Annotated in this window: 27 protein-coding genes and 2 pseudogenes; 17 read left to right on the forward strand and 12 right to left on the reverse strand. The window is 68.8% G+C overall.

Annotated elements, in window-relative coordinates; translation table 11 throughout:
• Window positions 1–13: 13 nt before the first annotated feature.
• From D7D52_RS25965 to D7D52_RS25975, 3 genes are all read right to left on the reverse strand, one after another.
• Complete coding sequence (locus D7D52_RS25965; protein WP_120740440.1) at window positions 14–2224, reverse strand: SulP family inorganic anion transporter; 2211 nt, start codon at window positions 2222–2224, stop codon at window positions 14–16.
• Window positions 2225–2452: 228 nt separating this feature from the next.
• Window positions 2453–3037 carry a TetR/AcrR family transcriptional regulator gene (locus D7D52_RS25970; protein ID WP_120740442.1) on the reverse strand — a complete coding sequence of 195 codons (585 nt, stop codon included), beginning with the start codon at window positions 3035–3037 and terminating at the stop codon, window positions 2453–2455.
• A 33-nt stretch (window positions 3038–3070) separates the two neighbouring features.
• Window positions 3071–4192, reverse strand: coding sequence for an agmatine deiminase family protein (locus tag D7D52_RS25975; RefSeq protein ID WP_120740444.1), 1122 nt, complete (start codon window positions 4190–4192; stop codon window positions 3071–3073).
• A 196-nt stretch (window positions 4193–4388) separates the two neighbouring features.
• On the opposite strand from D7D52_RS25975, the gene D7D52_RS25980 reads away from it, so the two are divergent.
• The 13 genes and pseudogenes from D7D52_RS25980 to D7D52_RS26040 all read left to right on the forward strand — a co-directional run bounded on the left by D7D52_RS25980 (window position 4389) and on the right by D7D52_RS26040 (window position 16778).
• Complete coding sequence (locus D7D52_RS25980; protein WP_162958539.1) at window positions 4389–5120, forward strand: maleylpyruvate isomerase family mycothiol-dependent enzyme; 732 nt, start codon at window positions 4389–4391, stop codon at window positions 5118–5120.
• A gap of 103 nt (window positions 5121–5223) precedes the next feature.
• Window positions 5224–5949 carry a hypothetical protein gene (locus D7D52_RS25985; RefSeq protein ID WP_120744469.1) on the forward strand — a complete coding sequence of 242 codons (726 nt, stop codon included), beginning with the start codon at window positions 5224–5226 and terminating at the stop codon, window positions 5947–5949.
• Between the two features lie 67 nt (window positions 5950–6016).
• Window positions 6017–6526, forward strand: coding sequence for a winged helix-turn-helix transcriptional regulator (locus D7D52_RS25990; protein ID WP_120740448.1), 510 nt, complete (start codon window positions 6017–6019; stop codon window positions 6524–6526).
• A gap of 105 nt (window positions 6527–6631) precedes the next feature.
• Window positions 6632–7147, forward strand: coding sequence for an SRPBCC family protein (locus D7D52_RS25995; RefSeq protein ID WP_120740450.1), 516 nt, complete (start codon window positions 6632–6634; stop codon window positions 7145–7147).
• Window positions 7147–8211 carry an LLM class flavin-dependent oxidoreductase gene (locus D7D52_RS26000; protein WP_120740452.1) on the forward strand — a complete coding sequence of 355 codons (1065 nt, stop codon included), beginning with the start codon at window positions 7147–7149 and terminating at the stop codon, window positions 8209–8211. Before D7D52_RS25995 ends, D7D52_RS26000 begins: the two co-directional genes overlap by 1 nt.
• Before the next feature lie 56 nt (window positions 8212–8267).
• On the forward strand, window positions 8268–9653 hold the full coding sequence (locus tag D7D52_RS26005) for an allophanate hydrolase (RefSeq protein ID WP_120740454.1): 1386 nt from the start codon (window positions 8268–8270) through the stop codon (window positions 9651–9653).
• Window positions 9650–10325, forward strand: a pseudogene (locus D7D52_RS26010) (cysteine hydrolase family protein); the annotation flags it as partial. The gene D7D52_RS26005 and the pseudogene D7D52_RS26010, both read left to right, overlap by 4 nt.
• Window positions 10300–11541 (forward strand): annotated as a pseudogene (locus D7D52_RS26015) (SulP family inorganic anion transporter); the annotation flags it as partial. The pseudogenes D7D52_RS26010 and D7D52_RS26015, both read left to right, overlap by 26 nt.
• A gap of 93 nt (window positions 11542–11634) precedes the next feature.
• Window positions 11635–12591, forward strand: coding sequence for an STM4015 family protein (locus D7D52_RS26020; RefSeq protein ID WP_120740456.1), 957 nt, complete (start codon window positions 11635–11637; stop codon window positions 12589–12591).
• The gene (locus tag D7D52_RS26025) at window positions 12588–13715 is read left to right on the forward strand and encodes an STM4014 family protein (protein ID WP_120740458.1); all 1128 of its coding nucleotides are present in this window, start codon (window positions 12588–12590) and stop codon (window positions 13713–13715) included. Before D7D52_RS26020 ends, D7D52_RS26025 begins: the two co-directional genes overlap by 4 nt.
• The gene (locus D7D52_RS26030; protein ID WP_120740460.1) at window positions 13702–14550 is read left to right on the forward strand and encodes an STM4013/SEN3800 family hydrolase; all 849 of its coding nucleotides are present in this window, start codon (window positions 13702–13704) and stop codon (window positions 14548–14550) included. The genes D7D52_RS26025 and D7D52_RS26030 overlap by 14 nt, the downstream gene beginning before the upstream one ends.
• Entirely contained in the window at window positions 14547–15929 is a 1383-nt protein-coding gene (locus tag D7D52_RS26035) for an STM4012 family radical SAM protein (protein WP_120740462.1), read from the forward strand. Before D7D52_RS26030 ends, D7D52_RS26035 begins: the two co-directional genes overlap by 4 nt.
• Window positions 15930–15935: 6 nt before the next feature.
• Entirely contained in the window at window positions 15936–16778 is an 843-nt protein-coding gene (locus D7D52_RS26040; RefSeq protein ID WP_120740464.1) for an STM4011 family radical SAM protein, read from the forward strand.
• On the opposite strand, the gene D7D52_RS38000 is transcribed toward D7D52_RS26040, so the two are convergent.
• The 5 genes from D7D52_RS38000 to D7D52_RS26060 form a co-directional block, all read right to left on the reverse strand.
• Window positions 16771–16947 carry a DUF6374 family protein gene (locus tag D7D52_RS38000; RefSeq protein WP_162958540.1) on the reverse strand — a complete coding sequence of 59 codons (177 nt, stop codon included), beginning with the start codon at window positions 16945–16947 and terminating at the stop codon, window positions 16771–16773. The two genes, D7D52_RS26040 and D7D52_RS38000, sit on opposite strands and share 8 nt — an antisense overlap.
• A gap of 76 nt (window positions 16948–17023) precedes the next feature.
• Entirely contained in the window at window positions 17024–17785 is a 762-nt protein-coding gene (locus D7D52_RS26045; protein WP_222932926.1) for an SDR family oxidoreductase, read from the reverse strand.
• Between the two features lie 9 nt (window positions 17786–17794).
• Window positions 17795–18235: a GtrA family protein gene (locus D7D52_RS26050; RefSeq protein ID WP_120744470.1), complete on the reverse strand. Its 441-nt coding sequence runs from the start codon at window positions 18233–18235 to the stop codon at window positions 17795–17797.
• A 149-nt stretch (window positions 18236–18384) separates the two neighbouring features.
• Window positions 18385–18594: a DUF397 domain-containing protein gene (locus D7D52_RS26055; protein WP_120740468.1), complete on the reverse strand. Its 210-nt coding sequence runs from the start codon at window positions 18592–18594 to the stop codon at window positions 18385–18387.
• Window positions 18584–19465 (reverse strand): helix-turn-helix domain-containing protein, encoded by an 882-nt coding sequence (locus D7D52_RS26060; protein ID WP_120740470.1) that lies wholly within the window; start codon window positions 19463–19465, stop codon window positions 18584–18586. The genes D7D52_RS26055 and D7D52_RS26060 overlap by 11 nt, the downstream gene beginning before the upstream one ends.
• A 167-nt stretch (window positions 19466–19632) precedes the next feature.
• On the opposite strand from D7D52_RS26060, the gene D7D52_RS26065 reads away from it, so the two are divergent.
• From D7D52_RS26065 to D7D52_RS26075, 3 genes are read left to right on the forward strand one after another with little or no spacing between them, the layout of a single operon-like run.
• Complete coding sequence (locus D7D52_RS26065) at window positions 19633–19935, forward strand: hypothetical protein (protein WP_120740472.1); 303 nt, start codon at window positions 19633–19635, stop codon at window positions 19933–19935.
• An 11-nt stretch (window positions 19936–19946) separates the two neighbouring features.
• Window positions 19947–20627 carry an SDR family NAD(P)-dependent oxidoreductase gene (locus D7D52_RS26070; RefSeq protein ID WP_120740474.1) on the forward strand — a complete coding sequence of 227 codons (681 nt, stop codon included), beginning with the start codon at window positions 19947–19949 and terminating at the stop codon, window positions 20625–20627.
• Window positions 20628–20652: 25 nt separating this feature from the next.
• The gene (locus D7D52_RS26075) at window positions 20653–21267 is read left to right on the forward strand and encodes an SDR family oxidoreductase (protein ID WP_120740476.1); all 615 of its coding nucleotides are present in this window, start codon (window positions 20653–20655) and stop codon (window positions 21265–21267) included.
• A gap of 35 nt (window positions 21268–21302) precedes the next feature.
• On the opposite strand, the gene D7D52_RS40180 is transcribed toward D7D52_RS26075, so the two are convergent.
• Entirely contained in the window at window positions 21303–21551 is a 249-nt protein-coding gene (locus tag D7D52_RS40180) for a hypothetical protein (RefSeq protein WP_342775193.1), read from the reverse strand.
• 15 nt (window positions 21552–21566) lie between these two features.
• Here D7D52_RS40180 and D7D52_RS40185 point away from each other — a divergent pair, with 15 nt between their 5' ends.
• On the forward strand, window positions 21567–21767 hold the full coding sequence (locus D7D52_RS40185) for a hypothetical protein (RefSeq protein WP_342775194.1): 201 nt from the start codon (window positions 21567–21569) through the stop codon (window positions 21765–21767).
• Window positions 21768–22178: 411 nt separating this feature from the next.
• Here D7D52_RS40185 and D7D52_RS26090 read toward each other — a convergent pair whose 3' ends face one another.
• From D7D52_RS26090 to D7D52_RS26100, 3 genes are all read right to left on the reverse strand, one after another.
• A complete protein-coding gene (locus D7D52_RS26090; protein WP_120740478.1) occupies window positions 22179–23402 on the reverse strand; it encodes an acyl-CoA dehydrogenase family protein in 1224 nt (407 codons plus the stop codon).
• Window positions 23403–23479: 77 nt separating this feature from the next.
• A complete protein-coding gene (locus D7D52_RS26095; RefSeq protein WP_120744471.1) occupies window positions 23480–24508 on the reverse strand; it encodes a phosphotransferase family protein in 1029 nt (342 codons plus the stop codon).
• Window positions 24509–24548: 40 nt separating this feature from the next.
• Complete coding sequence (locus tag D7D52_RS26100) at window positions 24549–25373, reverse strand: SDR family oxidoreductase (protein WP_120740480.1); 825 nt, start codon at window positions 25371–25373, stop codon at window positions 24549–24551.
• Between the last annotated feature and the right edge of the window lie 126 nt (window positions 25374–25499).

Genomic DNA, 25499 nt, shown 5'->3' on the forward strand with positions numbered 1-25499 from the left:
TATCGCCAGGTCGTCAAGCGGGTTGGGCAACCCGCCCGACGCCGTCGATCTCGGCGATCCCGTCCACCGTGACCTCGATGACCCGGGCGCTGGCGATGTCGAAGAACAGTCCCGACAGCACGACCCCGCGTTCCTCGACGCCGCGCCGCACGACCGGATGCGCGGACAGCGTCTCGAGCTGCACCGCCACGTTCACCATGCCCAGCTGATCGACGGTCCCGAACCCGGCCGCCGCGGCCGCGGCCGCCACCGGATGTCCGAGCCGGAACCGGTCGAGACTGGGCCGTGCGTGCGCGAGCCAGTCGTCGAGCTGCGAGCCGGTGACCAGTTCGCTGTGCAGCGCGCCCATGGCCCCGCACCCGGAGTGCCCGCACACCACGACCGAGCGGACGTGCAGCTTGTCGAGCGCGTAGATGAGCGCGGCCTCCATGGACGAGTCCTGGGCGTCGCGCGGAATCAGGTTGCCCACATTGCGCACCGTGAAGAGGTCCCCGGGCCCGCTGTTGGTGATCACGTTCGGCACGATGCGTGAGTCCGCGCACGTGACGAAAAGCGAGTCGGGTTCCTGACCGTCGCGTAGTACGCCGAGATGCGGCCGCATGACGTGCGCGTGACTGCGGTGGTAGGCGGCCACGCCCGCCACGATGCGGTCCACGTCGCCGGGGTGGCGCCGCCACGGGCCCAGGGCCTCGTCGAGCAGGTGGCGCGAATGGCCGCGCGCGGCCGGGCCATGGGCGGCGTCGGCCATGCGCACCGCGCCGACTTCGACGAATTCCACTGTGCCGCCTTCGCTTCGGTGCAGCTCCGCCCAGTCGCGCAGGGCGTCGTAGGCGGCGTGGTCCATGAAGTCGACGGTCATCTCGACCAGCACGTCGCTGCCCGCGGGGACCTTGTGCAGTTCGGCGGTGAGCTTGGGCAGCGCCAGGAAGGTGAAGCTGCCGTCGACGAGAACCCGCCAGCGCCGCTCGTCGAGCCGCTCGGCGCTCACGGTCACCCGCACCACCCGCCACAGCAGCAGCGCGAAGGCCAGCACCAGCCCGACCACCATGCCCAGCAACAGATTCCAGAACACCACCACCAGCACGGTGGCCGCGTACACGACCAGGTCGCCGGTGCGCCGGGCGCTGCGGATGTGGGCGAGTTTGATGAGCTGGATGCCGACCACGATGAGCAGTCCGGCCAGCGCCGCCTTGGGAATCGAGCGCACCACGTCGACCAGCGCCACCGAGAACAGCAGGATCCACACCCCGTGCAGCATGGTCGAGGCTTTACTGCGCGCGCCCGCTTTGACATTGGTGATGCTGCGCACGATGACCGCGGCCACCGGCAGGCCGCCGATCGCGCCGGAGACCATATTGGCCGCGCCCTGCCCGAGCAGCTCGCGATCGAGATCGGTTCGGCGCGCGGAGTTCTGGCGCATCCGGTCCACGGCGACGGCCGAGAGCAGGGTCTCCACGCTGGCGATGAGCGCGATGGTGACGGCCATCAGCGCCACCTGCGCCCAGCCGCCGTGCGGCAGCTGCGGCAGGTGCAGTTCGGCGAGCAGCGAGCCGTTGAGGGTGATGTGCTCGACCCGCACCGGCAGCACGCGCGCCAGCAGGGTGGCGACCACAACAGCGATCAGCGGCGCGGGCACCCGGCCGGCGGGTTCGGGCACGCGCCGCCAGCCGATCAGGATGGCGATGACGATCAACCCGATGCACAGGTCGCCGGGGTGAACCGAGGCCAGCTGCCGCGGCAGTCCGACGATGGCGTCCCACGAGGAGGTGAGGGTGTCGCCGCCCATCATCACGTGCACCTGCTGCAGCGCGATGACGATGCCGATCCCGGCGAGCATGGCGTGCACCACGACCGGGGCGATGGCCAGCACGCCGCGCGCGATCCGGCTGAGCCCGAACAGGATCTGCAGCCCGCCCGCCAGCACGGTGATGAAACAGGTGGCGGGCCAGCCGAATTGGTTGATGGATTCGGCGACGACCACGGTCAGCGAGGCGGTGGGCCCGCTGACCTGCAGCGTGGAGCCGCCCAGCAGTCCGGCGACGATGCCGCCCACCACGACGGCGATGAGTCCGGCGGCGACCGGGGCGCCCACGGCCACCGCGATGCCGATGGACAGGGGCAGGGAAACGAGAAAGACGACGAGCGAGGCCGGCAGGTCGTGGCGTATCACACCGGCGAGGCCGGGAAGCGACGTCCGTGGAGGCTGATCGGTGTCGGTGGACATATCTCTCCTTCGCCGGCACGGCTCCGCCGCCCGGTTCATCGGTCAACATGTACTGGCATCGAGAGGCAGCGGCGGGCGAGGCTGGAGAACCACGACGCTAGGCAGATCGCCGGTAATCGTAAAGACAAGGCAAAGGAAATGAAAAGCGTTTGCGGCAATTGAGGCGAACCGCTACCAAACTGTGACACAGCTCACGGCTGGTCGCAAACCGCCGAGTGCCGGGAGTTCCTACTCGGCCTGGGCCGCACCGAGTTCCGCGGCAATGGCGCCCGTGAGCAGGACGCGAGCGCGCTCCAGGGTGAGCGAGCCACTGTGCCAGCGTTCGCTGAGTCCCTCGACGAGCGCGGTCAGCCGTTCGGCGACGGCGGCGGCGTCGAGATCCAGTGGGACGGAACCGATTTCCTGGCCGTGCAGCACGAGCGTCTCGACATCGGAGTTCCAGGATCGCGTACTGGCGCGCAATGATTCGCGCAGGCCGGGATCGAAGACCGCACTGGCGCGCAGTTCACCCCAGGCGACGCTGTTCTCGCGGACGTCGTCGGCGTCCTGCAGTTCCAGCAGCAGCATGCGCTCGACCTGAGCGCGCGGGTCGGTCAGATCGGCGAACGCCTGCTCGGTGTAGGACTCGGCGCGGTGATCGATGTGCGCGAGGGCGGCGCGCAGAATGCCGGCCCGATCCTTGAAGTGGTAGTAGATCAGCGCGGTGGAAACCCCGGCGGCCGCGGCCAGTTTCTCGACGCGCAGTCCGCGGACGCCGTCCTGGGCGATGACTCGAACGGCGGCTTCCAGGATCTGGGTCTGACGATCTGACACGATTCCTCACTCTAGAGAGATGTCGGCGCGGGGTCAGTCGACGGGTTCCTGCTGGGTGGCGCAGTGGATGCCGCCGCCGCCCGCGGCGATCCCGTCGATGGCGATCTGCACCACCTCGCGGTCCGGAAACAGCCGCCGCAGTGTGTCTTTCGCCGCCGCGTCGGTGCGCGCATCGCCGAACTGCGGCGCGATCACGCCGCCGTTGCAGACATAGAAGTTGATGTATCCGGCGGCGAAATCGTCACCGGCGCCCCGATAGCGCAGATCGCTTGGCGCTTCGAGGGTTTCGATCTCGAGCGGGCGCCCCTTCGCGTCGGTGGCGTGGTGCAGGATTTCGAGGTGGCGACGCGTCACGTCGTAATCGAAGGACTCCTCGTCGTTGTCGAGCCCCGCGACCACCACTCCCGGCCGGGCGAAGCGGGCATAGAAATCGGTATGCCCGTCGGTGATGTCGTGCCCGGCGATCCCCGGCAGCCAGATCACCTTCTCGATGCCCAGCACCCGCCGCAATTCGTCCTCGACCTCGGCCTTCGTCCACCCTTTGTTCCGATTGTCGTTCAGCACACACGATTCGGTGATGATCGCGGTCCCGCCCCCATCCACTTCCAGCGCCCCACCCTCGAGCACCAGATCGGTACGCACCGTCTCGACGCCCGCACGCCCGGCCACGAAGGCGGCGACCTCGCCGTCACGGCGATGCTGCTGTTTGCCACCCCAGCCGTTGAAGTGGAAGTCCACACCGGCCTTGGCGCCGGTGCCTTTCACGAACACCGGCCCGGTGTCACGAACCCATAGATCGTCGAGTTCGGCGGTGACGAGTTCGACGTTCGCGCCGCTGAGCAGACCCCGCGCGGTGTCGAGGTCTTCCGCGCGTACCAGCATCGACACCGGTTCGAACCGGGCGATGGCGGTGGCGATGGTAGCCAGATCCGCACGGACCTGCGGTAGCAGTTGCCGTCCCCAGATGGCCTCGCTCGCCCCGAAGGCCATCCAGGTGCGCCGGTGCGGACCGCCCTCGTCGGGCATCACCCAGGTGCGGCCGTCGTCGGGTGCGGGCGAGCCGGGGCCGCCCTCCGACCGCGACCCGTGGCAGCCGGCGAGCAGCAGTACGCCCGCGGCCAGCATTCCGGAACGCATGAACCCGCGTCGTCGCATCTCGATTCCCTCTCGTCTCGGCCGGTGCGATCGCCACGGTAATCCTGACTGAATTTTCAGTCAAATGGCGAGAGCCGGGTCACGTCGGCGTGGCCACCTATCGCGAGCTGTATATCTTTGCGCGCCAGCGGTTTTCACGAGCCGTTTCGGAATAGGGTGGGGTTGGTCAAGATCGTCAGAAGGAAGGGTGGGGTGCGTGTCCGACACGGGTGTGGGGTGGCTGGAACCTATCGAGGCGTCTACGCGGCGGTTCGCGGCGACCGTCGAGGCACTGGCCGGGGCCGAGATCGGGGGCGCGTCCTTGATTCCGCCGTGGACGCGCGGGCAGGTGATCGCACATGTGTGCCGGGCGGGAGACAGCCTGGTGCGGCTGCTGGAGTGGGCGCGGACGGGGATCGAGACGCCGCAGTATTCGAGCATGGCGGCGCGGGCGGCGGAGATCGAGGCGGGGGCGGGGCGGCCGGTGGCCGAGCAGCTGGCCGATGTGGTGGCCGGGGCCGAGCGGTTCGCTGCGGCGGTGCGGGCGCTGGACGCCGAGGCGTGGACGCGGCAGGTGCGGCCGCGGACCGGGGAGTTGCGGACCCCGGAGAAGCTGGTGCCGATGCGATTGCGGGAGCTCGAGATCCATCACGTGGATCTCAACGCCGGATACACCTTCGCCGACATCCCGGAACCGGCCGCGCGCTGGATTCTCGACGATATCGCCGACGCCCTGGCCCGCCGCGAATCCGGCCGTCCCGCGCTGCTGCTGCTGGCGACGGACAGCGATTTCCTGCGCGATCTCACCGGCGGCGGCCGCGCGAGCGTGGAAATCGTCGGCACGCAGGCGAACCTGCTGGGCTGGCTGAGCGGCCGGGTACCCGCCGAGGAGTCGGGGTTGACCGCCGAACGCGCCGAGGCGGTCCCGCCCGCGCCGATCTGGATCTGACCGGGGCCGAGCCACGCGCAACCCGGATTCACCATGTTCCGGTTCGATCGTTTTCTCCGATCTTGCTCCCGCCGCGCCCGCGCACCCGTCAGACTTGGAGGGTATGACCACCGCCCGCATCACCGCTGCTCTGGCCGCCGCCCTCGTGATTTCCGGGGCCGTGGCCATCGGTCCGGCCGCCACGCCCGCACGTGCGTACGGCCCGGCGTCCTGCGTTCCGGGCAACCCCACCCAGCCCACGGGCGAGTTGTTCGCGACCACCAATACCGACACCATCACCGACCCCAACGATCCGCGGCTGTCGGATCCGCTGTCGCTGTTCGAACTCGAGGTGGACGCGACCGCGGCCACCGAACTGGCCCTGCCGGTCGGCTCGCAATTGGTCGACGGGGTGTTCTGGTCGTCGGATTCGGGCACCACCACCTATGAGCGCTCCCGCCAATTCCAGCTGGCCTGCACCGATTACAAGAACCTGTGCTGGGTCGCCGACGATCTGCGGGTGCGCCACAATCAGGAATCGGTGCTGACCTTCGAGTACCTGCCGGGTGACGACACTCGCGCCAACGGCTTCACCGTGACGGTCCCGGGCGTGGACCGCACCCGCTTCCACGACGCCCTGGTCGCCGATCCCGTGGTGCGCGACCGGCTCGGCGGCGGTTCGGTCACGCAGGACGGTGCGCTGATCCTGGTGGCCGACCGCGCGGACTTGAACCTGGTGCGCGACTTCGTGACCTCGCTGGGCGCGGCGTGGGATCCCGCCTCGGTGGTGTACGGAGCGCGCGAATTCGTGCACGGCACCGGCACTTCCGCACTCGCCTGCTCGCTGTGATCTCCGGTCGCCGCGCGGTGATCCCCATCGGGCTCACCCACCGGTCCGCGCCCAGTACGCTCGGGGAATGAAGCGTACGTCGTTCGCGCGATGGCCCTGTTCGGTGGCCCGGACCATGGATCTGCTCGGCGACTGGTGGACGCCGCTGGTGCTGCGCGAGGCCTTCTACGGCGTGCGCCGATTCGACGAGTTCCAGGGCCAGTTGGGAATCGCGCGCAATACGCTCAGCGACCGGTTGCGCCGGCTGGTCGAGGAGGGCCTGCTCGAGAAGCGGCCGTATCACAGCGACCCCGTCTGGTACGAGTACGTGCTCACCGAGAAGGGCCGCGACTTCTGGGATGTGCTGCTGGTGATGTCGCGCTGGGGCGATCGCTGGCTGGCCGACGACGACGGCCCGCCGATCGTGCTCGAGCACACCGTGTGCGGGCACGAGACCCAGCCGAAAGTGGTGTGCGAGCACTGCGAGCAGCCGGTGCCGATCGAGGAGTCGCGCCTGCGCATGGGCCCCGGCTACCCGGATCGCTTGCGCGAGCGACCCGACATCCAGGAGCGGTTCGCCCGCCAAGCCGCCAAGTAGCCGGCGAGCCGGTCTACCCGACGTCGCCGTGGATCATGCGTTGACCTGCATCGTCTTATTATGCAACTATTTGCGTATCCCGCAGGACGCACAGTGAGGTGACGTATGGAGTGGACCGGCGCCAGATATGCCGACGGACCGACGGCACAGGCCGAGATCTGGATCGACGCGACTCCCGAGGCGGTGTGGGCGCTCGTCTCCGACATCACGCTGATGCCGGAGTTGAGCACGGAATTGCAAGCGGCGCACTGGGTTTCGCCGGACGATTCACCCGGTCTCGGCAGCACGTTCGTCGGCACCAGCAAGCACGACGCACTCGGAGAGTGGTCCACGACCTCGCACGTGGTCGAGTGGGATCCGCCGCGGGTCTTCGCCTGGGCGGTCTCCGATCCCGAAACCCCCAGCGCCACCTGGCGTTTCACCCTGGAGGACAGCGAGGGCGGAACGCTGTTGCGCCAGTGGGTGCGGATGGGACCCGGCCGTTCCGGCCTGAGCATCGCCATCGAGGCCATGCCCGACAAGGAGCAGAAGATCGTGTTCGTCCGCATGCGGGAATTCGAGAACGCCATGCGGGGCGTGGTCGCCGAGATCAAGCGCCGGGCCGAGGCGGGTGCCCGCTGATGCGTACCGCCACCACCATCGAACTGTCCCGCGATTCCCAGCAGGTCCTCACCTTCGTCCGCGAGGCCGAGGCGCTGGGCCTGGACATCTGCTGGGTCGCGGAAGCCTGGGGCTCCGACGCGCCCTCGGTGCTGGGTTATCTCGCCGCCCACACCGAACGAATCCTGTTGGGCTCCGGCATCATTCAGATCGGCACCCGCACCCCGGTCGCCATCGCCCAGGCGGCCCTGACGCTCGCGGAGCTGTCGCAGGGCCGGTTCCTGTTGGGGCTGGGCGCTTCCGGTCCCCAGGTGATGGAGGGTCTGCACGGGGTGGCGTTCGCCCGCGCGCTGACCCGCATGCGGGAGACGATCACCGTCATCCGTCAGGCTTGGGCGGGCGAGAAGATCTCCTTTCAAGGCGAGACGCTGCGAATCCCGTTGGACGACAACAGCAAACCGATGCGCCTGTCGATGCCCGCCAACACCGACATCCCCCTCTACATCGCCAGCATGTCGCCCAAGATGCTGGAGTTGACCGGGCAGCTCGCCGACGGCTGGCTGGGCACCAGTTTCGTCCCCGAGGGCTCCGCCGCCTACTTCGACCACCTCGACGCGGGCCTGGAATCCGCCGGCCGCACCCGCGCCGACATCGACGTCTGCCAGGGCGCGGAGATCGCCCTGTTCGACGACGAGGAGGCGGTGTCCCGGCATGTCGCCGGCCGAAAACTGGAGCTGGCCTTCAGTATCGGCGGTATGGGCAGTGCGAAGACCAACTTCTACAACGCCGCCTACGCGCGTCAGGGCTGGTCCGAGGTCACCCGGGAAATCCAGGCGCGCTGGCAATCCGGGGACCGCGAGGGCGCCACCGGCCTCGTCACCGACGACATGGTCCTGGCCACCACGCTGATCGGCACTCCCGCCATGGTCGGACGCCGCCTGCGGGCCTGGCGTGACGTCGGTGTCGATACCGTGCGCCTCTACCCGGCCGGAGACTCCCTCGACGCCAAACTGACCAACCTCGCGCGGGCCCTCGACCTCATCGCCGCCCTGGACCCGCCCGGTTCCGGGGACACCGGCCGCTAACACAGCGGATACAGTGCGAGACCGTCGATTTCACACGTCGTGCCGACAATCGACGGATGTATCAGACCGGCCCGACCGTCGCGGAGATTCTCGCCTCGCACGAGAGCGGCAGCGGCTCGCCGACCCAGACCGCGGCCCGGGTCGCCGATGCCGTCGCGGCGCGCGGCGCGGACGGCACCTGGATCACCCCGGTGCCCCGGGAGCGATTGCTGCACGCCGCCGCCGCGATCGAGCGACGCCCCGGGGCGCGCACGCTGCCGCTGTACGGGGTGCCGTTCGGGGTCAAGGATTCCATCGATGTGGCCGGCTGGCCGACGACGCTGGCCTGTCCCGATTTCGCCTACACCGCGACCGAGACCGCGCCCGCCGTGCAGCGACTGCTGGACGCGGGCGCGTTGTTCGTCGGCAAGACGAATCTGGATCAGTTCGCGACCGGATTGAACGGGACGCGCACGCCGTATCCGATTCCGCGCAGTGTGTTCGGCGGCGAATTGATCTGCGGCGGTTCGAGTTCCGGATCGGCGCGGGCGGTGGCGCTGAGCCAGGTGCCGTTCTGCGTGGCCACCGACACCGCCGGCTCGGGCCGCGTGCCGGCGGCGCTCAACGGGATTCTCGGCTGGAAACCCTCGCGCGGGCTGATCAGTACGGTGGGGCTGGTTCCGGCGTGCAAATCGCTGGACTGCCTGACGCTGATGGCCGCCACCGTCGAGGATCTGGACCGCGTGTTCGAGGTCGTCGCGGAGGTGGACCCGGACGATCCGTGGAGCCGGCCGCGCGGGCCGCGCTTCGACGGTGCCCGGCTGCGGGTCGGGCTGCCCGAGGTGGCGGAGCTGGAATTCTTCGGCGACACCGCGTTTCGTGACGGTCATCTGGCCGTGCGCGATCGGCTGCGCCGCGGATTCGACTGCGCGCCGGTCGTGCTGGAGCCGTTCCTGGCGGCCGGTGAGCTGCTCTATCAGGGCCCGTGGGTGGCCGAGCGGTTGGTGGAGTTCGAGACCTTCCTGGCCGCGCACCCGGATTCCATCCTGCCGGTGATTCGCGAAATCCTCACCGGCGGTTTCCATTTCACCGCCGTGGACGTGTTCCGCGCACAGCAGCGTCTCCAGGAGCTGCGGGCGACGGTGGCGCGAGTGTGGTCGCAGGTCGATGTGGTCGTGGTGCCCACCCTCGGCACCACCTTCACCGTCGCCGAGGTCCAGGCCGATCCGATCGCCACCAACACCGCACTGGGCCACTACACGCATTTCGGCAATCTCCTTGACCTGACGGCTGTTTCGGTGCCGATGGGCACCGCCGCGAACGGCCGCCCGCTGGCGGTGATGGTGTTCGGCCCGGCGCTCGCCGACGACATGGTGCTCGCCGCGGCCGCCCGCCTGCTCGACGAGCCGCGCCCGTCGGCGGCGCAGACCGCATTCCGGCTCGTACAGAAGGAACGACAATGACGGCCACGCAGCACCTTCCGGCCGATCCGGGCCCTTTCGGCTTCGATCCGAGCACCGTCGCCCTGCTGATCATCGACATGCAGCGCGATTTCCTGCTGCCCGGCGGATTCGGTGAGAGCCTCGGCAACGACGTGGCACTGCTGCGCACCGTGATCGAACCGCTCGCCGGCTTGCTGGCCGCCGCCCGCGCGGCCGGGATCACCGTGATCCACACTCGCGAGGGCCATTTGCCCGATCTATCGGACTGCCCGCCCGCGAAGCTGTCGCGCGGCAACCCCTCCCAGCGCATCGGCGACCCCGGTCGCTTCGGCCGAATCCTGATCCGCGGCGAATACGGCCACGACATCGTCGACGAACTCGCGCCGATCGCGGACGAGGTGGTGATCGACAAGCCGGGCAAGGGCGCGTTCTACGCCACCGAACTCTCGGATGTGCTGGCACGCGCGGGAATTCGCTCGCTGCTGGTCACCGGCGTCACCACCGAGGTCTGCGTGCACACCCACGGTGCGCGAGGCCAACGATCGCGGTTTCGAATGCCTGGTGGTCGCGGACTGCGTCGGTTCGTACTTCCCGGAGTTCCAGCGCGTCGGCCTGGCCATGATCGCCGCCCAGGGCGGCATCTTCGGCTGGGTCGCCGATTCGGCCGCCGTCCGCGCCGCACTGCGGGCCGCTGCCGATCTATCTGAAGACCAGCGACCCGATGCGGGCGTGGTCGGCGGGCCTGGCGTGGGCGTTCATGATCGGTGTGATCGTCATGATCGGCGCGTTCGTCGGGCCGTTCGTGCGCCGGATCACGCCGCGTGCGGCCATGCTGGGCACGCTGGCGGGCATTTCCATCACCTTCATCGCCATGCGGCCCGCCGCGCAGATGTGGCAGGCGGCCTGGATCGCGCTGCCGGTGCTGGCCATCATCCTCATCGGGTTCTTCACCGATGTGCGGTTGCCGGGCAATGTTCCGATCGGACTGGTCGCGCTGCTGGCGGGCACCGCGATCGGCTGGATCGGCGGCTACATGTCGGTGCCGGACGTGTCCAAGGCCGCAGACGACGTCGCGCTCGGGCTGCCGCATCTGCGGCTGCGGCTGCTCTTCGACGGGCTCGCGCATCTGAGTCCGTTGCTGGCCACCGCGATTCCGCTGGGCGTCTACAACTTCACCGAGGCGATGAGCAATGTGGAGAGCGCCGCCGCGGCGGGCGACAACTACAACCTGCGCAGTGTGCTGCTGGCCGACGGGTTCGGCGCGATCATCGGCTCCGGGTTCGGCTCCCCGTTCCCGCCCGCGGTCTACATCGGCCACCCCGGCTGGAAGGACGCGGGCGGGCGCACCGGGTATTCGCTGGCCGGCGGCGTGGTCATCGGACTCATGTGCCTGCTGGGCCTTTTCGGGCTGCTCGCCACACTGCTGCCGATCCCGGCGATCGTGCCCATCCTGCTGTACATCGGTCTGCTGATCGGAGCCCAAGCCTTCCAAGCGGTTCCGCGCCTGCACGCCGTCGCGGTGGTCGCGGCGCTGATCCCGAATCTGGCGCAGTGGTGCACCGGGCAGATCGACAACGCGCTCAGCGCCGCCGGTACCACCGCCGACAAGGTGGGCATGGGCGCGCTCGGCCAGGCGGGTGTCGTCTACGACGGTCTGCGCACCCTCGGCCAGGGCGCGGTGCTGGCCGGGCTGGTTCTGGGCACCATGGTCACCTTCGTGCTCGAAAAGCGTTTCCGCGCCGCCGCTGTCGCGTCGGTCGCCGGCGCGGCGCTGGCCTTCGTCGGTCTCGTTCACGCCTCGGAGGTCGCCTGGGCCGCCGCCCCGAAAGTCGCGCTCGGGTATTTGTTCTTCGGCGCGTTATGCCTGGCCTGCTCGTTCCTGCGTCCGGCCGAACCCGCGGCGGAATAGGTTCGGCGAACACGGTGGAGGTTGTCGGGCAGGCTTGGTAGAACTGGCTGGCATAGCCGGATCATCGACCGCCCTCGCCAAGGGAGCCCGCCCATGACCATTTCGGATCACCTGCTGCGATTCCACGGCCTGCCCATCTTCGACTTTCCCCATGCCGAGTCGGGTCTCACCCTGCCCGCGGCCGATGCGGCGGCCTGGCGGATCTCCGTAGAGCCGTACGGGGATTCGGACGAAACCTGGGCGCAGGCGTTCGCGCGGTTCCTCGCCGAGGTCGACACCACGAAGGTGCGGGCGCTGCTGATCGGCCTGTGGGGTGAGGCCTACGACCACCCGTCCGATGAGGTGATCGGTGCGCTGGTCGCCGCCAAGGACCGGTTCCCGGCCTTGCGTGCGGTGTTCCTGGGCGAGATCACCTACGAGGAGGCGGAGATCTCCTGGATCCAGCAGTCCGATGTCACGCCGCTGCTGACGAATTTCCCCGCGCTCGAGGAGTTTCGGGTGCGCGGCGGCGCGCACCTGCAGTTCCCGGCGATCGAGCACGCCAACCTCCGCACCCTGGTCGTGGAGACGGGCGGTCTCGGCGGCGAGGTGGTGCGCGGTATCGCGGCCAGCACCCTGCCCGTGCTCGAGCATCTCGAGCTGTGGCTGGGCGTGTCCGAGTACGGCGGCAGCACCACCGTCGCCGATCTGGCGCCGCTGCTGTCGGGTGAGCGGCTGCCGAAACTGGTGTATCTGGGCTTGCGCAACAGCGAGATTCAGGACGAGGTCGCCGCCGCGGTGGCGACCGCGCCGGTGGTGGCGCGGCTGTCGGTCCTGGATCTGTCGATGGGCACCCTCGGCGACGCGGGCGCGACGGCGCTGCTGCAGGGGCAACCGCTCACCCATCTGCGCCGGCTGGATCTGCACCATCACTTCATCAGCGAGTCCGTGCAGGAGCGGCTGCGCAAATCCCTGGAACCCGAGGGAGTCACGGTGGATCTGTCGGAGGCGGAAACCGAGGAGGCATCGGCTGATCCGGGCGATCGCCGCTACACCGCCGTGGCCGAATGAGCGGTGCGGGGGTGCGGCTGGCGGTGGTCGGCAATCCTGACAATCGGCGGGTGACGCTGTTTCAGGAGGCGCTGACGCGAGCGGGGGCCGGCGCGGCACGGGTGGTGCCGTGGCGGGAGGTGCTGTGCGGGCGTGCGGAATTCGCGGCCGGGGAGCTGGTGCGCCTCGAATCGCCGGGCGAGGATTGCGCGGTGGAGCGGATGCTGCGGGGTGTCGAGGATGCCACCCGGGTGGAGGGCAGCGCACGCTGGTACGAGCGGTTCGTCGCGGCGGCGCGGGAGGTGCGGGAGCGGGTGCGGGCCGCCGGTGCGGCGCTCCTGGACGATGCGGACGAACTGGCGGTGCTGTTCGACAAGCGGCGCTGTCACGGCGTGTTGCGCGAAGCCGGTGTGCCCGTGCCGTTTTCGCCCACCTCCGGTGTGGGCGCGGTGGTGCGCGGCTGGGATGATGTCCGGGCCGTGATGGCCGAACATCGGCTGCCGCGGGTGTTCGTCAAGCTCGCGCATGGTTCGTCCGCCTCGGGCGTGCTGGCCGTCGACACGGCCGCCGGGGGCCGCGTCCAGGCCACCACCTCGGTGCACCGGGAACCCGATGGGCGGCTGTTCAATTCGCTGCGGGTGCGCAAGTACACCGGCGAGGCCGAGGTCGCGGCGCTCGTCGACGCCCTCGCACCCGACGGACTGCACGTGGAACGCTGGCTGCCCAAGGCGTCGCTGGACGGCCGCAGCGCTGACCTGCGGGTGGTCGTGATCGGCGGTCGGGCGACCCACGCGGTCGTGCGCACGAGCCGCTCGCCGATGACCAATCTCCATTTGGGCGGTGCACGAGGCGATCTCGACGCGGCCCGCGCGGCCATCGCCGCGGCGGGCGGCAGCTGGGAGCACGCGCTCGCCGTCTGTGAGCGGGCCGCGGCCTGCTTTCCCGGTTTCTCGCGGGTCGGCGTGGATCTGCTGCCGGGCACCGGCTGGCGGCGGTTCGCGGTCGGTGAGGTCAACGCCTTCGGTGATCTGCTGCCGCGGCTGACCGGGTTGCCCGGCAGTGGCGCCGAGCACGGGGACACCTATGACGCACAGGTCGCCGCGCTGCTGCGCCGGATCGGAAGCGAGCGGCATGTCTACGCCTGAGCACACGGGAACCGTTGCGCCCGAACCGGATATGAACGAGGTGATCGGCCGCGACGATCTGCTGCTGGTGACCCTCGATACCCTGCGGTTCGACGTGGCCGAGGAGTTGGCCGCGGCGGGACGGCTGCCGAATCTGGTCCGGTATCTGCCCGGCGGCCGCTGGGAGAAACGCCACGCGCCGGGCAATTTCACTTACGCCTCGCATCAGGCGATCTTCGCCGGATTCCTGCCCACCCCCGCGACGCCGGGCCCGCATCCCCGCTTGTTCGCGGCCAGGTTCGAAGGCAGTGAGACGACCGCGGGCCGCACCTTCGTCTACGACACACCGGATTTCGTGTCCGCGCTGGCGGGGATCGGATATCACACGGTCTGCCTCGGCGGAGTCGGGTTCTTCAACAAACGCGGGCCGATGGGTTCGGTGTTGCCGGGCCTGTTCGCCGAAAGCCATTGGGGCAGTGAGTTCTCCGTCGCCTCCCCCACCTCCTTCGAGGCGCAGATCGCATGCGCGGAGAAGGTGATCGCGAACCTGCCGCGCGAGCGCAAGCTGTTCCTGTTCGTGAACGTCTCGGCCCTGCATCAGCCCAACTGGTTCCACCTGCCCGGCGCGACCCGGGAGGCGGGCGATACGCGCGAGACCCACGCCGCCGCTTTGGAATACGTCGACCGGCACATCGGCCGGCTGTTCACGGCCGCGAGCAGTCGCCGCCGCTGCTTCGCCATCGTGTGCTCCGATCATGGCACCGCGTACGGAGACGGCGGATTCACCGGGCACCGGCTCGGCCACGAAGCGGTGTGGACCGTGCCGTACGCCCATTTCTTCCTGGAGGCTCGATGACCTCCTTCGCCACCCGGCCACAGCCGAATCGGGGCCCGCGGCACTCGGATCGGGAGCCTTCGCCGCGGCCGTATCAGCAGTACGTCTACGGATATCCGCACAAGACGGCCTACCGGCCGCTGGGAGCCGACCGGCCGCTGTTGCGTGAGTTGTGGGCGGGTGAGGCGACGGACGCGCTGTCGCTGTACGCGCACATTCCGTTCTGCGAATACCGTTGCGGCTTCTGCAATCTGTTCACCCGGGTCGGTGCGCCCGAGGAGCTGACCACCCGCTATCTCGACGCCATGGCGCGGCAGGCCGAGGCGGTGCGCGCGGCGCTCGGCGACGGCCCGAGGCGTTTCGCGGCCGCGGCATTCGGCGGCGGCACCCCGACGTTTCTGACCGCGGCCGAGCTGGAACGGCTGTGCGACATCATGGAAACGGGCATGGGCGCGGACCTGCGGACGATCCCGCTGTCGGTGGAGACCTCGCCGGGCACCGCCACATCCGACCGGCTGGCGGTGCTGGCCGCGCGTGGTGCGACGCGGATCAGCATCGGGGTGCAGAGTTTCGTGGACGCGGAAGCGCGAGCGGCGGTGCGGCCGCAGCGGCGCGCGAAGGTCGAGACTGCGCTGGAAGCGATTCGGGCAGCGGGCATTCCGGTGCTCAACATCGATCTGATCTACGGCATCGACGGGCAGACCGAGACCAGCTGGCGCACCTCGCTGGAGGCCGCGCTGGCCTGGCGGCCGGAGGAGCTGTACCTGTATCCACTCTATGTGCGGCCGCTGACCGGGCTGGGGCGCACGGGAACCGGCAGCGACGCCGACTGGGACCGGCAGCGGCTGCGGTTGTACGCGGCCGGACGCGATCAGCTGCTCGCCAACGGTTACGAGCAACAGTCGATGCGCATGTTCCGGCGCCTCGACGCGCCCGCGATCGGACCCGACGACTACGCCTGCCAGACCGACGGCATGATCGGGCTGGGTTGCGGCGCCCGCTCCTACACCTCAGGGCTGCACTATTCCTTCGACTACGCGGTCGAGACGCGGGAGGTGCGCGGCATCATCGACACGTACACGCGGACAACGGATTTCACCCGCGCCGCGGTCGGTCGCCGGATCGACGCCGACGAGGCCCGCCGCCGTCACCTGCTGCAATCGCTGCTACAGGCGCAGGGCATGGACGTGGCCGCGTACCGGGACCGGTTCGGCGGCGATCCGGCCGAGCACTATCCGGCGGAGCTGGCGGAGTTCGCCGACCGGGGCTGGCTGGACCCGAACACCGGCCCGAATCTGCTGCGCCTCACCCCCGAGGGCCTGGCCTGGTCGGATGCCATCGGCCCGCGCCTGTTCTCCCCCGCCGTGCGCGCCGCCATGGCCGCCTACGAACCTCGGTGAGCCGCCATGGATCTCACCATTCTCTACCGCGGCCCGCTCTCGTCCTGTGACTACGACTGCCCGTACTGCCCGTTCGCCAAGCGTCGCGACAGCCGCGAACAACTGCACGCGGATCGCGCGGCGCTGCAACGGTTCACCGCGTGGGTGGGCGAGCAGCGCGGCGATCGGCTCTCGATCCTGTTCACGCCGTGGGGTGAGGGGCTGGTGCGGTCGTGGTATCGGCGCGCGCTGGTGGAGCTGTCGCAGTTGCCGAACGTCGCGCGGGTCGCCATTCAGACCAACCTCAGCTGCCGCACCGACTGGCTCGCCGACGCCGACCCGCGGACGCTCGCGCTGTGGTGCACCTACCATCCGGGGCAGACGCCCTACGCGCGGTTCGCCGGGAAATGCGCGGACCTCACCCGGCGGGGGATCCGGTACAGCGTGGGGATAGTCGGCTTCCCCGAACATCTTCCGGCCGCGCGGCGATTACGCGCCGACCTGCCCGAGCAGGTGTATCTCTGGGTGAACGCCCCCGAAGGCCACATCCTGTCGGAGGCCGACGCCGCCGCGTGGACCGAACTCGACCCGCTGTTCCCCTACAGCCTGCACCCCCACCGCTCGGCCGGACTGCCCTGCCGCACGGGTGAATCCGTCATCTCCGTGGACGGGGACGGCACCGTCCGCCGCTGCCATTTCGTCCGCGCCGAACTGGGCAACCTCTACGACGGCAGTTACCGCGCCGCCCTGACGCCCCGCCCGTGCCCACTGTCGGTCTGCGACTGCCACATCGGCTACGTCCACCTCGAAACCCTGCCGCTCTACGACGTTTTCGCGGGCGGAGTGCTCGAACGCATTCCGGCTAGCTGAGGTGGTCGGTCTCCTCGAGAAAGATCCGCAGCCCCTCCCGGATCTTGCCCGCCGCGTTCTCCAGCTGCTCGGGCGAGAGCACCTTGCCGAAGGCGGCGGCCTTGAGCAGCTGCCGCCGCACCTCCTCGAGGTTCATCGTCGCCCAGTCACGTCGCGAGAGTTCCGGCATGGGCCGGTACGATACCTCGAGTAGAACGTTTGTTCGAGTGGCGGATGGTTCCCGGAACCTCGCGTGGCCGGGTGGGTCAGCCGCGCCCGATGTAGGGCATCGTGGTGGCCATTACGGTCAGGAACGGGACATTGACGTCCAGAGGCAGTTCGATTTGCGCGACCACCAGCCGGGCCACGTGCGCGGCGTCGATGGTGGGTTCGGGGCGGACGCTGCCGTCGGCCTGCAATGATCCCGCCGCGATGCCGGCGGTGAGTTCGGTTGCGGCATTGCCGATGTCGATCTGCCCGGCGGCGATATTGTGCGCGCGACCCTCGAGGGCGAGGGATTTGGTGAGGCCGGTGATGGCGTGTTTGGTCGCCGCGTAGGCGACGCTGTGCGGGCGCGGGGTGTGCGCGGAGAGGGAGCCGTTGTTGATGATCCGCCCGCCCTGCGGGGTCTGGTTCTTCATCTGCCGGAACGCGGCCTGCGCGCACAGGAACGCACCGGTCAGGTTCACGTCGACGACCTGCCGCCACTCCTCGGGCGACACCTCGTCGATGGGCTTGGTGGGGCCGAACATTCCCGCATTGTTGACCAGCGCGTCCAGCCGCCCCCAGCGCTCGGCGATCGTGGCGAACAGCGCGTCGACGGCGGCCGGATCGGTCACGTCGGCGCGCACCGCGTGCGCCGCACCCGGTCCGGGCGCGGCGGCGGCCGTCTGGTCCAGGGTGTCGGCGGTCCGCCCGGCCACGACGACTTGATGCCCGGCCGCGGTCAGCGCGTGCGTCATGGCGCGGCCCAGCCCGGTACCGCCGCCGGTGACGAGAACGATCTTCGAAGTGCTCACGCGGGCCAGCGTAGCCACTCAGAACACCAGCCCGCGCAGGGCCAGGAAGCGGGCGCCGCCGACCGCGGCCATGATCGCGATCACCGCGACCGCCTGTGCGAGCGCGCCGAGACCCGGTGCCCAGAAGCCGAGCGCGGCCAGGGCCCCGGTGCTGATCACCAGTCCGATGAGGGCCAGACCGCCGCCCTCCCACTGAGCCTTGAACCAGCCGACCCGGCCCGCCGCGTTGAAGGTGAGCCGCCGGTGCAGCTCATTGGCGATGATCGTGCTGACGATCGACCCGGCGATATTGGCGATCAGCGGCCCGACGCTGTTCATCGCCATGAACAGCAACGCGTAGGCGATATTGCTGAACCCGCCGACCAGCGCGAAGCGAAGCAACTGCGCGAACGCGTGATCGCCACGCACGAACCGCAACACACGGGCGGTGTCGACGCGGAGATCGACATCCCCGAAAATCGTCTCGCCGAACCCGTTCGATCCGGTCGCGGTGGCAAATGCGGTGCTGTTCACGCAAGCACTGTCACGCCACCCGCTGACACCGCCCTGACGCCGGACTGACGCGCCGCTGTCGTGCGTCGCGACAGCGTCTCAGCCCGGCGGAGCCCTCAGCCCGGCAGGTCGAACCCTCCACCGGCGACACGGGCGGTGAAGGCGTCCCATGTCCCCGGCGCGAAGGTCAGCGCGGGACCGGCCGGGTTCTTGGAATCGCGGACTCCGACCACGCCGCCGTCCAGATGCGCGACCTCGACGCAGTCCTGGCTGCCACCGCTGTAGCTGCTCTTGAACCATCGAGCCTTGGCTAGATCAATGCTCATGCTGGTGCTCCCTTGCCCGCTGGCGCAGCAGATCTCGACTTTTCGCCTCGTCCAACGCTACCCGGCGCAGGGTGTCGTGCGCGGCACGATAGTGATCGATATTGTCGGAATCGTCGAAGTACATAGCGCCCGTGAACCTTTCGGAGTACACAACCGATGGTTCGAACGGCTCCCTGGCCTGGTCGCCGAAGTCGAGGATGGTGAACGGTCCCGTCAACTCTCCCAGCGGTATGCCCGCCGAGAACGGCAGGACTCGCACGGTGATGTTCGTGTGCGTGCTGAGGTCTGCCAGGTGCCGCAGTTGTTTCACCATGATCTTCGGATGGCCGATCACCCGGCACAGCGCCGATTCGTCAAGGATCACATCGAGTTTCACCGGCTGGGCGCGCCGCGTGATCAGCACTTGGCGACGCATCCGCATCTCGACACGACGGCTGATCTCGCCGTCCGGCTCATTGGGGTGGACGGTGCGGATCAGTACCCGGGCGTATTCGGGAATCTGCGCGAGGCCGGGCACCAGCTCCTGAAACGAGCTCAGCGCCGAGGCCGCTGATTCCAAGCCCATGTACACATCGAAGTTGGCTGGAATCAGATCCCCGTACTCATGCCACCAACTCTTCGCATTCCCCTGCTGGGCAAGTCCTTTGAGCGCGGCGGTCTCGGTCTCGTCGGCCCCGAGCACCCGGCAGAGCGACTCGATGTCCCCCAACCGAATTCGATCCGCCTGGCCTGTTTCGAGCCGCTGCACCGTGGTCGCTCCCCGATCTATGCGCCGGGATACTTCGGCGATCGTCATGCCCGACTGCTGACGTAGTTCCCGCAGATATCGGCCGAGCTGCCGGCGCGGGACAGTGGATCCGGTTTCAGTCATGACGCCCCTCCGAACGGATACTGCAATCACGATTCTTGGATAACGGTCTTGCCTGGTCAGAACCATTGTCGCCGAGGCTGGGGATGCGATGCTCGCTATTCGCGGCAATCCGCGTAGATTATCCAATTTCGCTGTCGGACATTGTCGGTGAATTGTGTCCTTATGTCATGTCAGACGATCCCGACCGCATCGAGAGGCAAGTTATCCGAGATGTCCTCGACACCGTCGACGCCCGGCTGCGCGAGCTCGAACGGCGTGGCTGGCAACTGACGGTCCCCCGCTCCCACGTCTATGCCGCCGTGCTGCACATGGTGATCGTCAGTGCTCGTGCGTCGCATCGAGTTCCGGCGACACTGGATCGCGCCGACATCCTCGACGCAATCCTGGACGGCATCGAGTCGGCGGACGGCTCGGCGGCCGATCGGCTGGTCGACCACACGATCAAAAGGTATGCCGTACACGTCAATTAAGATCGGCGATCATGAGTGATATCGCGCTGGTCACCGGCGGCAACCGCGGGATCGGGCGGGAGGTCTGCCGGCAGCTGAGCGACCTCGGGTGCACCGTGCTGCTGAGCGCGCGATCCGAGGCCGCCGCGAAATCCGAGGCCGCCGAGGTGGGTGCGCTGCCCTTGCGGCTGGATGTCACCGACGATGCGAGTGTCGCCGCGGCCGCCGAGGAGGTCGAGCGTCAGCACGGCCGCCTGGACGTGCTGGTCAACAATGCCGCCATCACCTACGACACCTGGCAGCGCGCCGCCACCGCCGACCTGGCGGTGGTCCGGGAGGCCGCCGAGACCAACCTCTACGGGCCGTGGCGCATGGTGCAAGCCTTCTTGCCGTTGCTGCGCAAGAGTTCTCACGCCCGGATCGTGAATGTCTCCAGCGAGGCCGCCTCTCTCACCGGTATGTCCGGCGGCACGCCTGCTTACAACACCACCAAGGTCGCTCTCAACGCGCTCACCCGCATGCTGGCCGCCGAGCTGCGCGCCGACCGCATCCTGGTCAACTCCGTCTGCCCGGGCTGGGTCGCCACCGACATGGGCGGTCCGGGCGGTCGCCCCGTCGCCGAGGGTGCCGCCGGAATCGTCTGGGCCGCAACGCTTCCCGACTCCGGACCGACCGGAGGCTTTTTCCGCGACGGTCGACGACTCCCCTGGTGACAGGGCCCGCACTTCAAGGAATGTCATGAAATATCTGGTAATCGGCGGCACGGGCCGCACCGGCCGCTATGCCGTGACCGAGCTGCGCGGTCTGGGCCACGAAGTCCTCGTCGGCACCCGTCGCCCCCGCGACGATCAGAGCGTCGCCGTCGACCTGGCCGCCCCGCTCGACGCCCGCTTGCTGACGGGCATCGACGGCGTCATCGTCACGGTCGAACCGCCTCTCGACGACAAGGGTGCCGACACCGTGATGCACAGCGGCGTCGCCCGCCTCGCCGAACTCGCTGCCGCGCAGCACATCCCGGTGGTCCTGATCTCCCAGATCTACATCACGCGCGCCGCCGAACACCCCGATCTGGCCGGCATCATCCACGCGCGCGCCGCCGGAGAACAGGCGCTCCGCACCAGCGGCGCGCCCTACACCATCATCCGCCCGAGCTGGCTGACCAATTCTCCCGCCACCGGCGCCCACCTCGAACAAGGCGACCGCGGCGACGGCCAGGTAAGCCGCGAACTCGTGGCCCGAGCGGCCGTGGCAGCCCTCCTCCATCCCGAATCCCACAGCAAGACTTTCGAACTCTACGACGGTCCCACCCCACCCGACTGGCCCGCCGCCTTCACCGCCCTGACCGCCGACTGACCCACCCGCGGGACGCTAGAGACGCCTGATCGCACTCAGCAAGGGGCGTCTCCCGTACTCGTCGGATGTGTGCGCGCCGGCTGCTGCGCGACGCCGTTCCACACGGCCTGCGCGCCGGACTCACCGATGCGATACACCTGCACGGTGGTCGCCACGCTCGCCGCAATGGCCAACACCGCGACGACTCCGACGAGCACCCGAGACAGCGGCCGCTCGCGACTCTCACGCAGATGAACAACAGCGACGAGCCCCGCCACAATCAGCAACGGAATCACGAAGTACATCAAACTGTCCCCCAGATGCGTATGCGTCCGCAGCTGCGCCGTCCGCCCCACCCGCTCTCCAGCCACTCCCCCGCATCCGTCGTCAGCGGCGTCAACACCACCACAACCCCCGCCAACACCACGTTCAACCACGCGAACCGCCGCCGAGCCGCCGGCCACACCGCCGACACCACCACAAGAACAGCCGTCAACGGCGCCAACACCACAACGGCATGAACGAACAAAATATGAGCGGGAAGCCCATTGATAGTCGACATCGTGCACTTTCTCGAGCTGAGCCGGTACGACTCGAAGCTTTCACGCCCCCGCTGTGAACACGCTGAGCCCCCGGTGCGAGCCTCCCCAACAGCCCCAACCCTCACCCCAGCCGTGGAACCGCTTCCGAAGCCGCCCTCACCCGCCGATGCTCACAAACGATATGCCCAGGCGCAACCACCCGCCCCATCCCACACGAATCGGTCCCCGCCCCATAAAACGGCCCCGGAACATTCCGCCAATCCCGCAGCCCCCATTCCCCTTTGAGATACTCCTCCGGCGCCCCCAACGGTTCGTCCTCCCCCGCATCGACAAACGCAACCCGCAGCGCCGCCGAGTCGGCAACAGTCGGCATCGGATCCCAATACACAGTCAGCTCTTTCGGCCCCATTGGGGGTCGCGGCGGCGGAGTTCCCATTGGGCGATGGAGCGTTTGTGTACTTCGTCGGGGCCGTCGGCGAGGCGGAGGGTGCGGAGGTGGGCGTACATGCTCGCGAGGGGGAAATCGTCGGAGACGCCGGCGCCGCCGTGGACCTGGATGGCGCGGTCGACCACCTTCAGGGCTACGTTCGGGGCGGCGACCTTGATGGCGGCGATTTCGGTGCGGGCGGCCTTGTTGCCGACGGTGTCCATGAGATAGGCGGCTTTCAAGGTGAGGAGCCGGGCCATGTCGATCTCGATGCGGGATTCGGCGATCCAGTCCTGGATATTGGCTCGATTGGCTACGGGCTCACCGAAAGTCACGCGGGACTGGGCGCGGTCGATCATGAGATCGAGTGCGCGCTCCGCCATGCCGACCGCACGCATGCAGTGGTGGATGCGGCCGGGGCCCAGGCGCGCCTGGCTGATCATGAAACCGTCGCCCTCGCCGGCGAGCAGCGCGGTCGCGGGCACCCGGACGTTCTCGAAGGTCACCTCGGCGTGGCCTTCGCGATCCTGGTAGCCGAACACCGGCAGCCCGCGCTGCACGGTGACGCCGGGGGCGTCGATCGGCACGACCATCATGGACTGCTGGCGATGGGTCGGCGCGCTCGGATCGGTCTTGCCCATCACGATGAGCACCTTGCAGTTCTTGTGCAAGGCATTGGAAGTCCACCACTTACGGCCGTTGAGCACGTAGTCGTCGCCATCGCGTTCCATGCGCAGCTGGATGTTGGTGGCGTCGGAGCTGGCGACGGCGGGCTCGGTCATGGCGAACGCGGAGCGAATCTCCCCCTCGAGCAACGGACGCAGCCACTGCTCCTGGTGCTCGGGCGTGCCGAACAGCGTCAGCACCTCCATATTGCCGGTGTCGGGCGCGCTGCAATTGGTGGCCTCGGGCGCGAGATGCGCACTGCGGCCCATGATCTCGGCCAGCGGCGCGTACTCGAGATTGGTCAGGCCCGGACCCCACTGCGGGTGCGGGTGGAAGAGATTCCACAGCCCGCGCTTGCGGGCCTCGGTCTTGAGCTCCTCGACGATGGGCGGCTGGAAGTGCGGATCGCCCGCCTCGGCCATCTGCGCCTCGTACACCGCCTCGGCGGGATAGATGTGCTCGTCCATGAAGGCGAGCAGGTCATCCTGGTAGCGGCGGGCCCGCTCCGACAGCTCGAACATCGAAACTCCTGACGGTGGCGTGTTTTCCGTTTCGGACCGTACGTGAACTTGACACCGGATTCAACTATGCGCCCGGCTCAGCCGGGTGTGAGCGCCGAAATGCCCGCGCGCAGCAGCGGTTCGACCCCGTCGCCCATATGCTCGAACCCCGCCCCGACGGTCTGGCCGTGAATGAACCGGAAGTAGATGCCCTCGCTGATCACCGCCAGCTTGAACGACGCCAGCGCGATATAGAACCCGATATCGGACAGATCGCGTCCGGCACGCGACGAATAGCGTTGCAGCACTTCCGCTTCGACCGGATACCCGGGCGCGAGCGCGACATCGCTGACACCCAGCCCGGCATCGCTCATCCGCTGATACACCAGCATCAGCCCGATATCGGTGAGCGGATCACCCAGCGTCGCCATCTCCCAGTCGATGACCGCCGCGACCCGGTCCGCGTCGTCGACGAGCACATTGTCGAGGCGATAGTCGCCGTGCACGATGCCGATGGCCGAGTGCGCCGGCAGGTTCTTGGCCAGCAGTTCGTGCAGTTCGATCGCGGCCGGCAGCTCGCGGCTGTAGGAGGCGTCGAGCTGCTTCTTCCAGCGGCGCACCTGGCGCTCCAGGAAGCCGTCGGGGCGGCCGAAGTCCTGAAGACCCACCGCGACGGGGTCGACGGTGTGCAGGGCGGCGAGGGTGTCGATCAGACCGGTCACGATGACCCGCGTCCGATCGGGCCCCAGCGCACGCAGTTCGCCGGCGGTGCGATAAGGCGTGCCCAGGACGCGTTCCATGACATAGAAAGGGGCACCGATGATTTCGGCGTCCTCGCACAGCGCGAAGGTGGCGGGCACGGGAACGTCGGTGTCCGCCAGCGCGCTGATCACGCGATGTTCGCGCGCCATGTCGTGCGCGGTGGCCAGCACATGCCCCAGCGGTGGCCGCCGCACGATCCACGTCCCGGACCCGTCGCTGATCTCGTAGGTGAGGTTGGATTTCCCGCCCGCGATCAATCGCCCGGTCAGCGGACCGTCGATCAAGCCGGGCCGGGTGTCGGCCAGCCACCGGGCCAGCCGGTCGAGATCGAGGCCCGGTAGCTCGCTGTGCTGGTCGTCGCTCATGTGTCCCCGCTCGGTGCCGTCCACGTACTCGCTGCCGTCCTCACTGCCCGTCGATCGATTCCAGCAGCCGAGCCTGATAGTGCCGCATCCCCGCGAGCCAGCGGTCGTAATCGGCACCCTTGCGACGGTACATATCCAGCACCTCCGGATGCGGCAGGATCAAAAATCGCTCGTCGTCGACGGCGGCCAGCACCAACTCCGCCACCGCGTCCGGGCTCAGCACCGCGCCCGCCGTGGTGACCGCGCGGGTGGCGGCCACACCGAGCGCGTCCCCGGAGTTCTCCCCCGCCCGCAGCAGCGGCGTCTCCACCCCCATCGGGCACAGGCAGCTGACCCGAATCCCCCGATCGCCGTAGGTGACCGACAGCCACTCCGCGAACCCGACCGCCGCGTGCTTGGTGACCGAGTATGCGGCCGAACCGATCTGGGTGAGCAGCCCCGCCGCCGACGCGGTGCCGACGAAATAGCCCTCGCCCCGCTCGAGCCAACCGGGCACCAGCAGCCGGGCCGCGCGAATGTGCGCGTTCAAATTCACGTCGAGGGTGACCGCCCAGTCCTTGTCGTCACCGAGTCCGACCGGTCCGATCACGCCCGCGTTCGCGAAATACAGATCGACCGGGCCGAATTCGGCCGCGCACCGCGCGATGAGCTCCGCGATGCGGTCGGAGTCGCAGACATCCGCGCCGACCGCCACTGCCGTCCCCGGGAACTCCGCGTTCAACGCCACGGCCACCGCCTCGGCGGCCGCCCCGTCCAGGTCCGCGATCACCACGCGCGCGCCCGCGCGCACCAGCCGCGCCGCCAGCGCGCCGCCGATTCCGCCGCCACCGCCGGTGACAATGGCGTTCTTCCCCGCGACCTGCACGAAGTTCTCCCTCCGGCCCGCACCGGCAACCGATTTCGCCGTCGGGGCTGGATCGGTGAGGCCGGTTGCTGAAATATGAAACCTACGTCGGATTCAAGTTGACGGCCGCTGCGGCGTCAACCAACA

This window comes from Nocardia yunnanensis, from assembly GCF_003626895.1.
Lineage (GTDB): Bacteria > Actinomycetota > Actinomycetes > Mycobacteriales > Mycobacteriaceae > Nocardia > Nocardia yunnanensis.